General features: G+C 63.3%; 14 protein-coding genes. 8 read left to right on the top strand and 6 right to left on the bottom strand.

Features of this window, described 5'->3' with window-relative positions:
* Nucleotides 1-47 precede the first annotated feature (47 nt).
* The 4 genes from NKI10_RS00675 (at nt 48) to NKI10_RS00660 (ending at nt 3,447) form a co-directional block, all read left to right on the top strand.
* On the top strand, nt 48-644 hold the full coding sequence (locus tag NKI10_RS00675; RefSeq protein ID WP_023686118.1) for a hypothetical protein: 597 nt from the start codon (nt 48-50) through the stop codon (nt 642-644).
* Nucleotides 645-785: 141 nt separating this feature from the next.
* Complete coding sequence (locus tag NKI10_RS00670; protein WP_023686119.1) at nt 786-1,721, top strand: ribose-phosphate pyrophosphokinase; 936 nt, start codon at nt 786-788, stop codon at nt 1,719-1,721.
* Nucleotides 1,722-1,813: 92 nt separating this feature from the next.
* Complete coding sequence (locus NKI10_RS00665; RefSeq protein ID WP_352521346.1) at nt 1,814-2,329, top strand: hypothetical protein; 516 nt, start codon at nt 1,814-1,816, stop codon at nt 2,327-2,329.
* 146 nt (nt 2,330-2,475) lie between these two features.
* On the top strand, nt 2,476-3,447 hold the full coding sequence (locus tag NKI10_RS00660; protein WP_023691573.1) for a Bug family tripartite tricarboxylate transporter substrate binding protein: 972 nt from the start codon (nt 2,476-2,478) through the stop codon (nt 3,445-3,447).
* A gap of 36 nt (nt 3,448-3,483) precedes the next feature.
* Here the strand turns inward: NKI10_RS00660 and NKI10_RS00655 are convergent, their stop codons facing one another.
* The gene (locus tag NKI10_RS00655; protein ID WP_023733350.1) at nt 3,484-4,356 is read right to left on the bottom strand and encodes an AraC family transcriptional regulator; all 873 of its coding nucleotides are present in this window, start codon (nt 4,354-4,356) and stop codon (nt 3,484-3,486) included.
* Nucleotides 4,357-4,559: 203 nt separating this feature from the next.
* On the opposite strand from NKI10_RS00655, the gene NKI10_RS00650 reads away from it, so the two are divergent.
* Both NKI10_RS00650 and NKI10_RS00645 read left to right on the top strand, forming a co-directional pair.
* Nucleotides 4,560-5,804 (top strand): MFS transporter, encoded by a 1,245-nt coding sequence (locus NKI10_RS00650; RefSeq protein ID WP_023670046.1) that lies wholly within the window; start codon nt 4,560-4,562, stop codon nt 5,802-5,804.
* A 141-nt stretch (nt 5,805-5,945) separates the two neighbouring features.
* A complete protein-coding gene (locus NKI10_RS00645; protein WP_023817450.1) occupies nt 5,946-6,860 on the top strand; it encodes an alpha/beta fold hydrolase in 915 nt (304 codons plus the stop codon).
* A gap of 98 nt (nt 6,861-6,958) precedes the next feature.
* On the opposite strand, the gene NKI10_RS00640 is transcribed toward NKI10_RS00645, so the two are convergent.
* Entirely contained in the window at nt 6,959-7,801 is an 843-nt protein-coding gene (locus NKI10_RS00640; protein ID WP_155923213.1) for an alpha/beta fold hydrolase, read from the bottom strand.
* A gap of 150 nt (nt 7,802-7,951) precedes the next feature.
* On the opposite strand from NKI10_RS00640, the gene NKI10_RS00635 reads away from it, so the two are divergent.
* Entirely contained in the window at nt 7,952-8,383 is a 432-nt protein-coding gene (locus NKI10_RS00635; protein WP_023670043.1) for a MarR family winged helix-turn-helix transcriptional regulator, read from the top strand.
* Nucleotides 8,384-8,405: 22 nt separating this feature from the next.
* Here the strand turns inward: NKI10_RS00635 and NKI10_RS00630 are convergent, their stop codons facing one another.
* The 4 genes from NKI10_RS00630 to NKI10_RS00615 all read right to left on the bottom strand — a co-directional run bounded on the left by NKI10_RS00630 (nt 8,406) and on the right by NKI10_RS00615 (nt 13,842).
* The gene (locus NKI10_RS00630; RefSeq protein ID WP_352857996.1) at nt 8,406-9,167 is read right to left on the bottom strand and encodes a glutamine amidotransferase; all 762 of its coding nucleotides are present in this window, start codon (nt 9,165-9,167) and stop codon (nt 8,406-8,408) included.
* A 79-nt stretch (nt 9,168-9,246) separates the two neighbouring features.
* Entirely contained in the window at nt 9,247-10,248 is a 1,002-nt protein-coding gene (locus tag NKI10_RS00625; RefSeq protein ID WP_023701576.1) for a rhamnose ABC transporter substrate-binding protein, read from the bottom strand.
* A 46-nt stretch (nt 10,249-10,294) separates the two neighbouring features.
* Complete coding sequence (locus NKI10_RS00620) at nt 10,295-11,284, bottom strand: ABC transporter permease (protein WP_023691580.1); 990 nt, start codon at nt 11,282-11,284, stop codon at nt 10,295-10,297.
* Entirely contained in the window at nt 11,281-13,842 is a 2,562-nt protein-coding gene (locus tag NKI10_RS00615) for an ATP-binding cassette domain-containing protein (protein WP_352857993.1), read from the bottom strand. Before NKI10_RS00615 ends, NKI10_RS00620 begins: the two co-directional genes overlap by 4 nt.
* 242 nt (nt 13,843-14,084) lie before the next feature.
* Here NKI10_RS00615 and NKI10_RS00610 point away from each other — a divergent pair, with 242 nt between their 5' ends.
* On the top strand, nt 14,085-15,317 hold the full coding sequence (locus tag NKI10_RS00610; protein WP_023701572.1) for an ROK family transcriptional regulator: 1,233 nt from the start codon (nt 14,085-14,087) through the stop codon (nt 15,315-15,317).
* Nucleotides 15,318-15,519: the final 202 nt, after the last annotated feature.

Raw genomic sequence — 15,519 nt, 5'->3', positions numbered from 1 at the left:
TGGTTGGTCCACGCGGGGGCGTTCGCGACTAAGGAGTTTTCGGGCAGATGAGACGATCGCATGTGACGACCGTGTCATTGCTCGCAGCGCTTGTGCTGGCCGCTTGCACCAATGCCAAGGACGTCCTTGAGCCGTCCGCCATCACGCCGCCGGCAGCCTCGGCCCAACCGGCTCAGCCCTTGGCTGCCCCGGGCATCGCGCCCGCCGCCACACCAGCGCCGGCCGTCGGCGCCACGACACCCGCCAACCCCGCGCAGAGCGCCGCCGCTTTGTCGAAGACCCGGCTGCAGATCGCGCCGATCGTCGGCGCCTCCGTGGAAGCGGCAACGCCGCTGACGGCCGAACTGCAGACACGCGCCAAGCAGCGCGGCATCACCCTTGCCGGCAGCGCCGACCAGGCCGCCACCCATGTGCTGAAGGGCTACTTCTCGACCATGACGGAAGGCAAGGATACCACCGTTATCTATGTCTGGGACGTCTATGACCCCGCTGGCAACCGGCTACACCGCATCAATGGCCAGCAGAAGGCGCCCTCGGTCAATGCCGCCGAAGGCTGGCCCGCGGTTGCACCCGCTACCATGCAGGCGATCGCCGACCAGACGATCGACCAGTTCGCGGCCTGGCTCGGCGGCAGCGCCGGCTGATCCGCCTGTTACCGGCTTCCGTTCACTGTTGATGTTTTTGAGATTAGCCGGCGGATTCCCGTCAACGAGGCTTGCAATACCGGCACGGCTCGCTACAAGCCCGATTAAGAGGACCTCCCCATCCTTCGCCAGGAACGGTGCATGAAGCTTTTCGCGGGCAATTCCAACCGGGTGCTGGCCGAAGCGGTCGCCCGCTATCTCAATGTCCCGCTGGGCAAGGCCAGCGTCAGACGCTTCGCCGATCAGGAAATCTTCGTCGAAATCCAGGAAAACGTGCGCGGCGAGGATGTCTTCATCCTGCAGTCGACCTCGTTCCCGACCAACGATCATCTGATGGAACTGCTCATCATGATCGATGCCTTCATGCGCTCCTCGGCCAAGCGCATCACCGCGGTCATCCCCTATTTCGGTTACGCCAGGCAGGATCGCCGGGCCTCGGGCCGCACACCGATCTCGGCCAAGCTGGTCGCCAACATGATCACCCGCGCTGGCGTCGACCGCGTTTTGACGCTCGACCTCCATGCCGGCCAGATCCAGGGTTTTTTCGACATTCCGACCGACAATCTGTTCTCGGTGCCGGTGATGGCCCGCGACGTGAAGGCAAAATACAAACAGCTTGCCAATGTCGTCGTCGTCTCGCCCGATATTGGCGGCGTGGTGCGCGCCCGCGCGCTCGCCAAACGCTTCGACGCACAACTGGCCATCGTCGACAAGCGCCGCGAACGTCCCGGTGAATCCGAAGTGATGAACATCATCGGCGCGGTCGCCGGCAAGGATTGCCTGCTGATCGACGACATCGTCGATTCCGGCGGCACGCTGTGCAACGCCGCCGATGCGCTGCTCGCCAACGGCGCTACCAGCGTCACCGCCTATATCACCCACGGCGTGCTGTCGGGCGGTGCGGTCGCCCGGATCAGCGGCTCGAAGCTGCAGGAACTGGTGATCACCGATTCCATCCAGCCGACGCAAGGCGTGCTCGACGCCCCGAATATCCGCGTCATCTCCATCGCCGACCTGATGGGCGAGGCGATTTCGCGCACAGCGACCGAAGAGTCCGTGTCGAGCCTGTTCGATTAATCCATGTTGCCCAAAAGCGTGCCCACGGGCCTAGCTCGGGGGTAATCTCGTTTTGGAATCTGCCCCAAACCGTCGTGAAAGGAGCGCAACTGATGCGCAATCGAATCAAGGCTGCAGGCATCGCAGGAATGCTTCTCGCAATCGGCATCGCGAGCGCGGCCTATGCGCCGACAATCGCTCCGGTTTCGACCGCGCAGGCGCAAACGGAATATCTTCCCACCGAAAAGGATTTCATCGGCAAATGGAGCATCGCAGGGTCCGCAATCCGGCCACCGCGTGATCTGAAAGAGCCGGCGAAGCCCGACCAGGAAGCGGCTGCGACCGAATTTCAGCAGACTGTGACCGCCTTTTATGGCGCCTTCGACTATCTGGAGATCACGGCGGACGGCCGCTACGATTTTCACCAACCGGGTGACCCGGCATCGGGGCCTTGCGTCTGGTGCGGGACATGGTCGTTCAAGAACGAATCCCTGTGGCTCGAACTGGACACGGCGCCCAGGCTCGACATCTACGCCGAGGGCGGCGACATGCAGATGACCTACACGGCCGAGCCTGAAGAGACGTCACGATACAAATGGCTTGTTTTCAGCTGGACCAAGGCTGATTGAACTGAGGGGTGAGGCGTTCTCGCGCACGCCAACCGAAGCATCGGTGTCAAGCCCGATCTCCTGAGGCGGGCAGTCAGTCCATGGTTGCATTGTGCGAGGAGTTCACCATGGCCATACTGCCCCTCCAATCAACGGAGGAGTAGCAGATGCGGCGTAGGACTTTGCTCGGGCTCGCGGTTTCCATCGCAGCCACCCTTTCAGCACCGGCGGCCTGGGCCGCCGATTTTCCGGACCGGACCATCACCATGGTTGTCCCCTTTTCCGCCGGTGGCTCGACGGATCTGGTCGCGCGCCTAGTCGCCAACAAGATGTCCGAAAAGCTGGGCCAGCAGATTGTCGTCGAAAATGTCGGCGGCGCCGGGGGCAGCATCGGCGCTGCCCAGGTCGCCCGAGCCGAACCGGACGGCTACACGATCCTGATGGGCACGGTCGCAACCCACGCGCTCAACCCGCTGATCCTGAAGACAAAGCCCTACGACGCGGAGAAGGATTTTGCGCCGATATCGTTGCTCGTGCTGGTGCCAAACGTCCTGGTCGTAAACCCTGAATTCCCCGCCAAGGACGTCAAGGAACTGATCGAGATGCTGAAGAAGGACCCGGACAAATATGCCTACGCCTCATCAGGCAATGGCACCCCGCTGCATCTCTCCGGCGAGCTTTTCAAGACGATGGCCGGCGTCAGTATGCAGCACATTCCCTACAAGGGCGCCGGACCGGCCTTGAACGACGTTATCGGCAATCAGGTGCCGATGATGTTCGACAACCTCCCCTCTTCATCGGGCCATATCAAGAGCGGGACGCTGAGAGCGCTTGGCGTCACCACCAAGGAGCGCGTTCCCTCCTTCCCCGACATACCGGCCATTGCCGAAACCATTCCCGGCTATGAAACCTACAGCTGGAACGCTCTGTTCGCGCCCGCAGGCACGCCGCCGGAGGTCGTCGCCGTTCTTCAGAAGGCGGCAGTTGAAGCCCTGAAAGACCCTGATGTGATCGCCCGCATGGCCCAGTTCAGCGCCTCGATAGTGGCCTCCACCCCGGAAGAGCTTGGAGCGCATGTGAAGGCCGAACTCGCCAAATGGGAACCGATCGTCAAGGCCAGCGGCGTTCAGCTGGACTAGGGCCTACGACAAAGTGCTGCGGGCTTTTTCCTGGCGCTACGGCGCCGGGGCCTCAAGTCGAGGCTGAGCCCGCCGCATGCCTTCGTCGCGGGCGCCGCGCATATAGCCGCGCGGCGAGGCGCCGAGCATGCGCTTGAACATGGTTATGAATGCCGGCACGCTGTCATAACCGAGGTCGAGCGCCACCCTGGTGATCGGCTCGCCATCGGCGAGCCTGGGCAGGGCCGCAAACAGGCAGGCCTGCTGGCGCCAAGTCGACAAGGACAGTCCGGTCTGGCGCTGGAAGGCGCGGGTGAACGAACGGCGGCTCATGCCTGCGGCATCCGCCCACTCGTCGATCGTGGCGTGCGGCGAAGGTGCCGCGACAAAGCGTCGGCAGAGCGCCGCCAGCTTCGGGTCGGACGGGAACGGCAGCCCGAGCGGCCGTTCCGGCAAGGTCGGGATCTCGTGCAGCAACAGGTTCATGATCAGCCCGCCGCGGCCTTCCAGTTCGCCGCCTTGCGGCAGCTTTTCCGATTCGACGATCAGGCTGTGCATCAGCTCGGTGATGCCGACGACGCGCAAACCTTCCGGCAGGCCGGGGATAGCGCCCGGCATGACATAGACCGAGCGCATCGAGACATCGCCCAGCATTTCGACAGAATGCTCGGTGCCGGCCGGTATCCACATTGCGTGGTCGGGCGGCACCATCCAGCGCCCGTACCTGGTCGTCACCAGCACGACACCGACCAGCGCATGCAGCAGCTGGCTGCGGCTGTGGCGGTGTTGCGGCACGAGGTAACCGTCGGGATATTCGGTCGGCAAAGCCACCGCCGGCCCGGAAACCTCCTCCAGCCACTGCCAGCGGCTTTCGTGCAATCGGCCGAGATCGGCATTGCCGGCGCGGAAGATGTCCCTGCCATGTGGCATCGGCTATGGCCCGCTTGCGAAACTATTGGACCAAACCACGAAAGAAGTCGCCTCGCAAGCGGCTTATAAGGCAGCCATCCCCAAGGCGCTCCGCAGGGGCGTCGCCCAAGCGCTTCAGACGAGCGTCCTTAAGGCGGTCCGCGGGAGCGGCCGCCAAGCCTGCCCGCGGGCAAACACCCGCCAAAAAGACCTCGGAGCCTGCCTTGACCGATACGACAGCCACCAGCATTGCACCGCAGCCAAGCGCCAGCCTCCCTTCAGCCCAGGCGACCGCCTTCACCGTCATTCTGGCGGTGAGCTTTTGCCACGGCATCAACGACATCATGCAATCGCTGCTGCCGGCGATCTATCCGCTGCTGAAAGAGAATTACGGTCTCGATTTCTGGCAGATCGGTCTTCTGACCTTCACCTTCCAGGTCACGGCGTCGCTGCTGCAGCCGGTCATCGGCATGATCACCGACAAGCGGCCAATGCCCTATTCGCTGCCCTACGGCATGGCGTCCTCGCTGATTGGCCTGATCGTTCTGGCCTATGCCGGCCACTATGCGCTGCTTCTGGTCGGCGCCTCGCTGATCGGAATCGGCTCGGCGATCTTCCATCCGGAATCCTCGCGCATTGCCCGCTTTGCCTCCGGCGGCCGCTTTGGCCTGGCGCAATCTTTGTTCCAGGTCGGCGGCAATTTCGGCCAGTCGATGGGGCCGCTGCTCGCTGCCTTCATCGTTGTGCCCTTCGGCCAGACCAGCATTTCATGGTTCGCCGTCGGGTCTCTGATCGGCATCATCGTTTTGTCGCGGGTCGGCGGCTGGTACAGCCGGATGCGCGCCGCGCAGGGCAATCGCAAGGCGGCAAGCTTCGTCTCCCCCTTCCCGCGCAAGAAGGTGATGGGAGCGCTGGCGGTGCTGACGCTGCTGGTGCTGACCAAGAACGCCTACATCGCCTCGCTCTCCAGCTACTACACCTTTTATTCCATCCATAAGTTCGGCGTGTCGGTGCAGATGAGCCAGGTCATGCTGTTCCTGTTCCTCGGCGCCTCGGCGCTGGGCATCCTGCTCGGCGGACCGTTCGGCGACCGCTACGGCCAGAAGGCGATGATCTGGTTCTCGATCGTCGGCGTGCTGCCGTTCACGCTGGCGCTGCCCTACGCCAATTTCGAATGGACGATGGTGCTGACGGTGCTGATCGGCCTGATCCTGTCCTCGGCCTTCTCCAACATCGTCGTGTTTGCGCAGGAGTTGGTGCCGGGACGTGTCGGCACCATCGCCGGGATCTTCTTCGGCTTCGCCTTCGGCATGGGCGGCATTGCAGCCGCCGTGCTCGGCGTCGTCGCCGACATGAAGGGCATCGATTTCGTCTTCCAGATCTGCTCGTATCTGCCGCTGCTCGGCCTGCTGACGGTGTTCCTGCCCAACATGAAGGAAGCCAGGAAGGCGCAAGCGGCGGCCAGATAAAACCGGTCGATTTTGCGGATTTGACGCAGGGCGCGGCATTGCTGCGCCCTCTGTGATTCTTTCACCATGCGCTGGTTGAAAAGCCTGCTAGAGATAGTCATCAACGAAGGCTTGGGGCCTTCGACGTCTCTGGGGGATGACATGCGCAAGATCGTATTGGCCGTATTGGGTGTGCTTCTTGTTACCTTGCCGGCGACGGCACGCATCGTTCCCTTTCCGCCGGGTTTCAAGACGCAGTCCGTCGAAACCAACGGCACCAAACTCTATGTGCGCGTTGGCGGCAAGGGTCCCGCCGTCGTGCTGCTGCACGGCTTTGCCGATACCGGAGACATGTGGGGCGCCGCGGCCATCGCCCTCGCAAAGGACCACACCGTCATCGTGCCGGACCTGCGCGGCATGGGTCTGTCGGCCCACCCGGAAGCGGGCTACGCCAAGAAGAACCAGGCCGTCGACATCGCCGGCGTGTTGGATGCCCTGAAGATCGACAAGGCAGATCTCGTCACCCACGACATCGGCAACATGGTCGGCTATGCGCTCGCCGCTCAGTATCCCAAGCGCATCACCAAATGGGTTATCATCGACGCGCCGCTGCCCGGCATAGGCGACTGGGAAAAGATCAAGCAAAGCCCGCTGCTTTGGCACTTCAACTTCCGCGGCCCTGATATGGAGCGGCTGGTCGCGGGGCGCGAGCGCATCTATCTCGACCGCTTCTATAACGAGTTGTCGGCTGACCCCAAGAAGATCGACGAGGCGACGCGCAGGCACTACGCCAAACTCTATGCCCGCCCGCATGCGATGCATGACGCCTTCGAGCAGTTCAAGGCGTTTGACCAGGACGCGATCGACAACCAGGCGATGCTTGCCGCCGGCGGCAAACTGACCATGCCGGTACTGGCTGTCGGCGGTGAAAAATCCGCTGGCACTACGCAGGCCGATCTCCTGCGGCTTGTTGCGACCGATGTCACGGGCGGCATCGTGCCCGCTTCCGGACACTGGATCATGGAGGAAAACCCCGACGACACCGTCAAACTGATCACTGGTTTTCTCGATAAATAGGCACTGTCCCGCTGACATTTCGACGAAAGCAAATGCACCCGCCCGGCGGCGGGTGCCTTGCCTATCCAACTGGACGATGTCTATTCAACTGAACGATTCTACGCCTTGAAGAACGCCAGCAGGTCGGCGTTGATCACATCGGCGTGGGTGGTCGCCATGCCGTGCGGAAAACCCTTGTAGACCTTGAGCTCGCCCTTTTTGAGGAGCTTGACAGCCAGCAGCGCGGAGTCGGTGATCGGAACGATCTGGTCGTCGTCGCCATGCATGACCAGCACCGGCACGTCGATGGCCTTCAGATCGTCGGTGAAGTCGGTTTCCGAGAACGCCTTGATGCAATCATAATGCGCCTTGGTGCCGCCCATCATGCCCTGGCGCCACCAATTCTCGACGACAGCCTGCGATACCTGGGCGCCGGGGCGGTTGAAGCCGTAGAACGGGCCGGCCGCAATATCGTGGAAAAACTGGGCGCGGTTGGCTGCCTGGGCGGAGCGGAAACCATCGAACACCTCGATCGGCAGGCCACCCGGATTGGCCGCCGTCTTCAGCATGATCGGCGGCACCGCGCCGAGCAGTGCGGCCTTGGCGACACGGCCACCGGAACCGTACTTCGCGACATAGCGGGCCACTTCGCCGCCACCGGTGGAATGGCCGACATGGATCGCGTCCTTGAGGTCGAGATGCGCCGCAAGCTCCGCGACATCAGCGGCGTAGGTGTCCATCTCGTTGCCGGTATCGGTCTGGGTGGAGCGGCCATGGCCGCGCCGGTCATGGGCAATGACGCGATAGCCCTTGGACAGGAAGAACAGCATCTGGGCGTCCCAGTCGTCGCTGCTCAGCGGCCAGCCGTGATGGAAGACGATGGGTTGTCCCGTTCCCCAATCCTTGTAGAAAATTTCGGTGCCGTCCTTGGTGGTGATCGTGCTGCTGCCGGGCTTGGTCATCTCGCTCTCCATTGATTGCTTCCGCGATAATCAATATCGCGATAACCATACGACTAGCGCAGGTCCAAATCCTTGTCTACAGAAAATATGTATCGCGATATCATTTTTCGTGGTACATATTGATGTGCTCAGTCGGCAAAGGAATGCCTCGTGCCTCTCCCGTTGGACAACCAGCTCTGCTTCACGCTTTACGCCACCAGCATGGCAATCAATCGCACCTACAAGCCCATGCTGGACGAGATGGGCATCACCTATCCGCAATATCTCGTGCTGAACGCACTTGCCGAAGCCGGCGGGATGTCGGTCGGCTCGATTGCGCACAGGCTCGCTTTGGAATCGAGCACCATCACGCCGCTGGTGAAGCGCATGGAACAGGCCGGTCTCGTCACCCGCCAGCGCAGCCAGACGGACGAGCGCCAAGTGCAGGTCGACCTGACGCCTGCCGGCCGCGCGCTGCTCGTCCAGTGCAACTGCCTCAACGAAACCCTGATCGAACGCTCGGGCATGACGATGGCTGATCTCGATGCCTTGAATCGGCGGATCCAGGCGCTGCGCGAAGCGTTGAGCAGCAAGCCGGACTAGCTGCCCTACAAACACGCCAGGCTTAATCCTTGCCGGCCAGCCAGCGCACGACGTTGCCCATCAGCTTGCCGTAGAGCGGCCAGCCGAGAAAGTCCTGCGACAGCCAGTGCGGGCCGATATCCGTCGCCCAGGCGACGGTGCGGCCGTGGCCAACGCTGCGAGCAGCAAGCAGCGGCCAGTCCGTGCCACGATAATGGCAGGTCGCCAGCAGCTGGGACGAGCCATCGCGCCTGAAATCGAGTTTGTTCATGCCGAGGATCGGCGGCAACGGGCCCGCGACACCGGCAAGGATCGGATGCGACGCCTGAAGGATCGACGGCTGCAGGCCTTGCGGCACTTCCAGCCCGTCCGAGAATGGCAGGCAGCGCACGGGCAGGATGTCCTCGACCGGGGTGTCGTGGAAACGCGCCGTGCCGAACATGCCCTGGAACCCCATATAGCCGCCGGCCAGCATCAGCCCGCCACCGCCTTCGACATAGGCCTTGAGGACGTCGAGGCGGTTGACGCCGATGCGCCCGGCGCGGGCCTCCGGCGTGACCAGCAAGGTCAGCGCGCCGACATCGGAGATCACCACCGCCTGGTATTCGGCCAGCGCGTCGAGGTCATACGGAAATTCGGCCGCGCAGCGATCGCCACCGATCTGCGTCACCGCTATGCGCTCTGCGGCAAGGGCGGCATTGAAGGCCGTCGCGCCATTCACCCATGTCGCACTTGTCAGAACGTCGCCGCCGGCAGCGACCGACGTCGTCGCCGCGAAGGTCTCGCCTGCCAGCAAGAGTTTCATCGTCGCCCTCACGCTTTTCGACTGACAATTGAACGAGCGGGCGCCGGCTTGAACCGGCGCCCGCCGGGCCTTGGGAGGCTTAGAACTTAAACTCGGCCAGGTTTTCCGGCGTCACGATCTTGGCCGGGCCAAGGATCAGTTCGCCGCTGGCGCCGATCGTGTACTCGCCGAGCCTGCCTGCCGTGAACTTCTCACCTTCCTTGCCGGTGATCTTGCACTGCGCCAGCGCCTGGGCCGCCTGATAGGTCAGGTAGCCGAGATCGGTGACATTCCACCAGATATCCTGGGCAGCGCCATCCTTGATGTATTTCGAAATCAAAGTGGCCGGCGCAAGGCCGGTCAGCTTGACCTTGCCGATCATACCGGCTTCCTCGAGTGCGCGCGCGGCCGCCGGAAGGCCTATGCCTGCCGGCACGATGATCACCTTGAGATCCGGAAACGCCTGCACCAGCGCCAAGGCCTGCTGCTGGTTGACCTGCTCGCTCTCCTCGCCATAGGCGACCTGCACCAGTTTCATCTTGGCGTATTTCGGCTCTGCCGCCATCTTCGCCTTCATGAAGTCGATCCAGGCGTTCTGGTTGGTCGCCGTCGGCGTCGACGACAGGATGGCGAACTCGCCTTCGCCGCCGCTGAGGTTGAATGCGCTTTCCAGCATCATTTCGGCCAGACTGTCGCCCTTCACCTGGTTCACGAACACCGCGCGCGCATCGGCCGCGACGTCGGAATCGTACGAGATCACCCGGACGCCTTGCTGAACGGCGCGCTTCAGCGCAGGCGCAACGGCATTGGCGTCGTTGCCGGCGATAGCGATGACGCCGACCTTCTGCGACACAAGGCTGTTGATGAATTCGATCTGTGCCTCGGCCGTCGCCTGCGACGGGGCGACCTGGGTGGCGGTGCCGCCAATTTCCTTCGCCGCCTCTTCGGCGCCGCCGAAAGCCACCTTGAAGTAGGGATCGGTGTCGAGCTTGGGCAGGAAGCCGACGGTCACCGGTTCCTTGGCGCATTCCTGGCTGTAGGCCAGCGAGGCCGGCGCAAGCAGAACCGCGGATGCGAGCAGGGCTATTCTAAACGCTTTCATTGTGTCTCCTCCGTCAGAATTCGGGCTTGAAGAAAGGGGCCCGAGATCACCCCTTGGTTTCGCGCAGGACGCGCGATCTTGACAGCCGCTCCTCCAGGGAGCGCCAGTAATTGCCGACCAGCAGCGAGCCGATCAGAAGCAGGCCGATGATCATGCCTTGAGCGTCGCCGCCGATCTGGTTGAGCGCCAGCACATTTCGGATGATGGCGATCAACAGCAGCGCCAGCATGACCCCCGTGAGCCGCCCCTTACCACCGAAGACGCTGACGCCGCCGAGCAGCACGATGGTGATGACATCGAGCTCCATGCCGAGCGCATTGTTGGCGCGGGCGTTGGAGAGGCGCGCGGTGTAGACGATGCCGGCGATGGCTGCGACCATGCCCGAAACGACGAACAGCTTCAGCACCATTTTGCGCGTATCGATGCCGGAATAACGCGCCACTTCGGGGCTGCCGCCGAGCGCATAGATGCGCTTGCCGGTCGGCGTCTTCTGCAGCACCACCGCGAAGATCGGCGCCAGCAGCAGGAACGGCACGATGGTCCACGGGATTTGTGTGCCCGGCAGATTGCTGATGCCGAAATCGACGACCGCCGGCGGCAATATGTTGACCGAACCGGTGCCGAGCAGGATGTAGCCAATGCCCCGATAGAGCGCCATGGTGCCGAGCGTCACCACCAGCGACTGCAGCCCCAGCCCTGAAACCAGATAGCCATTGAAAGCGCCGAGCAGGCCGCCGAAGACCAGCGTCAGCGGAATGGCCGCCAGCGTCGGCACGCCGCCCTGGACGAGCAGGCCAAACACCACGGATGTCAGCGCCAGCACCGAGGCGATCGACAGGTCGATCTCGCGGGTGATGATGAGCAGCGTCATCGGCAGGATCAGCAACGCCTTTTCCGAGGCGCTCGCCGCCAGCTGAGAAAGGTTAAAGCCGGAAACGAAATTCGGCACGAAGACCGCCGCATAGACGAAGACAGCGAGGCAGGCGGTCGCCAGCAGCAGATCCCAGAAGTCGATCGAGCGGATAAACTTTTTCATCTCGCCCTCGCCTGTCTTGCCTGTTCGGCACGCCGCGCGATGAAGGTGTCGATGCCGATGGCAACCAGGATCACCAGGCCATAGACGCCCTGCAGCCAGAGCGGGTCGACACGCACCAGCGTCAGCCCGTTCTTGATGACCAAGAGCGTGAGCGCGCCAAGGATGATGCCGAGCAGCGTGCCCGAGCCGCCGCGGATGGCGACGCCGCCGACCACCGCAGAGGCGATCACCGTGAGTTCGAAGCCGAGCGCGACGCGGGCATCGATGGTGGCGTAGCGCGAAGCCCACAGGGCGCCGCACAGGCCGCCTAGCAGGCCGGCCATGCCGAAGGCCAGCAGGATGCGCCGGTCGACCGGAATGCCGATCAGCCTTGCGCCGTCCGGGTTGGAACCGGTGGCAAACAGCTCGCGCCCGGTTGCGGTGCGATAGAGCAGCACATAGCCGGCGCACAGGATGACAATAGCGATGATGACGATCAGCGGCACGCCTGCGATCTTCAGCCCGGTCATGTCGAGCCAGGCTTGCGTGACTTCGTCGGCGCTGACCTGGTCGCCCGCCGCCCAGATCGAGTTGAAACCGCGGAAGATCGACATCGAAGCCAGCGTAACGACGATGGCCGGGATCTTTCCCCTGGTAACGACAAGGCCGTTGAGCAGTCCGGCAAAGCCGCCGACGGCGCAGGCGGTGATCAGGCCGATGCCGATGTCCAATCCGGGATAGGCCTGAACCATGCTGGCCGCCATATAGGCGGAGAGGCCGATCACAGCTGCGATCGACAGGTCGATGTTGCGGGTGATCAGCACCAGCATCTGCGCCAGTGCGGCGACAATCAGCAAGGCCGCGTCCATCGACACAGCGGTGAGGTTCGCCGCGCTCACCATGCGCGGGTTGATGATGGTGACCGGAATGGCGACGGCGAGCATCGCCGCAAGCAGGCCGAATTCCCGCCGCTTCAGAAAATCGAACGGTCCTTTTGCCTTTTCCTCCTCGGCGGCGCGTTCTATCTGCGCTGCCTGGCCGGCACGTTCATCGGTCCTGGTCGCCGATTCCAGTACCTTTTCCTGCGTGGCTTGCCCGCGCGAAAACTCAGCAGTCTGGCGGCCTTCGCGCAGCACGATAATGCGGTCGCACATGCCGATCAGCTCGGGCATCTCTGACGAGATCAGCAGGATCGCCATGCCTTGCGCGGCAAGGTCAGCGATCATTGCATGCACTTCCGCCTTGGTACCGACATCGATGCCTTGCGTCGGCTCGTCGAGGATGAGCACGCGCGGCTCGGTGCGCAGCCATTTGGCCAGCACCACCTTCTGCTGGTTGCCGCCGGATAACTCTTTCACCGGCTGCCCGTAGCCGGAAAAGCGCAGCTTCATGCGCTTCAGCCAGTCCGCCACCAGACCGATGGCGCGGTCGGTGCCGTAGAGACCGCGTTGTGCGGCCTTGTCGAGAACAGGTAGCACCGCATTGTCGAGGATGGAGAAATCCATCACCAGGCTCTGGCCCATGCGATCTTCCGACACATAGGCGATGCGCGCATCCATGGCGTCGCGCGCCGAGGCGAACTGCACGGGCTTGCCGTCGATCAGGATTTCGCCGGCGTCGGGCCGGTCGATACCGAACAGCACGCGCGCAATCTCGGTGCGTCCGCTGCCGACCAGGCCGCCAAGCCCCAGCACCTCGCCGGCGTGAAGCTTGAGGTCGATACCGGCAAACCCGCCGGCGCGCGAAAGTCCCTTCCCCTCCAGCACCAGCGCGCCTGAGGCATGGCGCCGTTCGGGATAGAGGTCGGTGACTTCACGCCCGACCATCATGCTGATGGCGGCAGCGCGGCCAAGCTCGGCCTTCGGCTTGACGCCGATCAGGCGCCCGTCACGCAGCACGGCGATGCGGTCGGCGATGCGGAAGATTTCATCCATGCGGTGGCCGACGAACATCATCGCCACGCCATGCAGCCTGAGATCGGCAACGACGGAAAACAGCCGCTCGACCTCGCGCTGTGACAGCGCCGCCGTGGGCTCGTCCATGATCAGCACGCGGGCATCCAGCGACAGCGCGCGGGCGATCTCGACCAGTTGTTGTTCAGAGGTACGCAGTGTTCCCAGCCGCGTTGCCGCCGGCACGTCGAGCCCGACGGTAGCCAGCACCTTGCGGGCGCCGGCCAGCATGGCGGCATTGTCGATGCCGCCAAAGCGGTCGCGCGGCATGTGGCCGAGATAGATGTTCTCCGCCACCGACAGATCGGGAAACAGGCCAGGATGCTGGTGCATGACCGCAATGCCGGCCGCCTGCGCGTCATGCGGCGAATGGAAGACGGCTGATTTGCCGTCAACCTCGACATGACCGCTGGTGGGAGAATGCACACCGGCCAGAAGCTTCACGCAGGTGCTCTTGCCGGCGCCGTTTTCGCCAAGCAGCGCCAGCACCTCGCCGGAGCGCAATTCGAAGGAGGCGTCCTTGAGCGCAATCGTGCCGCCGAAAGCCTTCGTCGCCTGAACCAGGGCAACAGGAACAGCCCGCACCACCGCAGCGTCGGCTTCGCTTTGTGTGCCCGAGTGCAGCACGTCTCCTCCTTGACTAGTTATTTTTTCAATTTGCTATATTAAATAGCGCAAAGGCGCAACGGCAAAATTGACTTCCATGGTTCCGACGCGCACTGTCGCCGCCTACATAGGCACCGCAGGGTGCGCTCGGCCGCAGGTGGTTTGCGGGCTTCGCGCCGGGAACGGGACATTTGGGGAGTGTGCGGGTTTTGTCAGGAAAAGGCAGCAATTCTGTCAAAGTTCGGCACTATAATGAGCGTTTCGTGCTCGACGCCATCCGTCGCCTCAAGGAAGCCTCCAAGTCCGATCTGGCGCGCGCGGCAAGCCTGACGCCGGCGGCCGTCGCTGCCATCGTCGACGGCCTGGAATCTTCCGGATTCGTAAAGCAAGTGGGAAAAAGGTTCGGGCAGCGCGGTTCGCCCTCCACGCTGTACCGGCTGACGCCGGAGCGCATCTACAGCGTCGGCATCAAGATCGGCCGGCGTGCGCTTGAAGCCGTTCTGGTCGACTTCGCCGGTGAAATCCGCGCAAGAGAGTCGCACGAATACCGCTTCCCCGATCCTGATTTGGTGCTGAAGGCCGGCAACATGGCGCTGGCCACCTTCGAAAAGCTGGTGGATGGGCTTGGCGATGCCAGCATCGTCGGCGTCGGCATTGCCTCACCCTATTTCCTCGGCGGCTGGAGCGAGGAACTCGGCTTTCCCGACGATCTCGGCAGCCGCTGGGAGGCGATCGACCTGACGACTTGCTTTGCCACTCCGGCGAAGACGCCGGTGTTCGTGGAAAACGACGCCACGTCGGCGGCGCTGGCCGAACTTGTCCAGGGCGCCGGCGCCCGCTTTCGCGATTTCATGCACATCTCGATCGACACTTTTGTCGGCGGCGGCCTGGTGCAAGGCGGCAGGGTCCATACCGGGCCGCATGGCAACAGCGCTGCCCTCGGACCCTTGCCGGTCTCGCCCTCAAGCCTCGATTCGGTGGCGGCGAAGCCTGCGCGCTACCAGAGCCTGCTGCATCGCGCCTCGATCTATGTGCTGGTCAATCACCTGAGGTCGCGCGGCGTGGTGATCAATCGTGTGCGGGAACTCGATCCGTTGCCAGCCGAAGCGCGCGTGCCGCTGTTCGAATGGATCGACGATTGTGCGAGCGCGCTGGTCGAGGCGATCATCGCCATCACCTCCATCATCGACATCGAGGCCATCGTTCTCGACTCGATCCTGCCCAGGCCGATCCATCTCGAACTGCTGGCAAGGGTGCAGACCCAGTTCAACCAGGCCAGCGCAATCGGCATCGTGGCGCCGGAGATCGTGTCGGGGCAATTCGGCCCTGAGGCCTCCTCGATCGGCGCTGCCATGCTTCCGTTCTCGGCGCTGCTGGCGCCCGACAGCGGCGTGCTCATGATCGGCAAGGACCGGACGAAACTGCTGAGCGCTCTGTCCACGCTGGGTGGCGCCAAGGGAAACGGATCAAATCCGCCCACCGACCTGCCGGCCTGAGCGCAATGCGGCGCGCCCAACGCAGGCATCGGCCGCCCTTGCCCGCCATGGCTTGCACGCCTGCCCGCCTTCCGCTATAGAGCCGCCACCCGCGTAGACACCCTTGGAGGCAACGCGGCGGAAGGCTGCCTTCCCTTGTGATCCCGAACAAAGCTCCGCGTATGCGGTTTCTGGCATTCGGACATCCAGGCCTGGCGGCTTT

Origin of the sequence: Mesorhizobium sp. M0802, from assembly GCF_040320115.1 — a bacterium.
Taxonomy (GTDB): domain Bacteria; phylum Pseudomonadota; class Alphaproteobacteria; order Rhizobiales; family Rhizobiaceae; genus Mesorhizobium.
The sequence above is the reverse complement of the archived record's forward strand: the minus strand, read 5'-3'. Positions and strand labels throughout refer to the sequence as shown.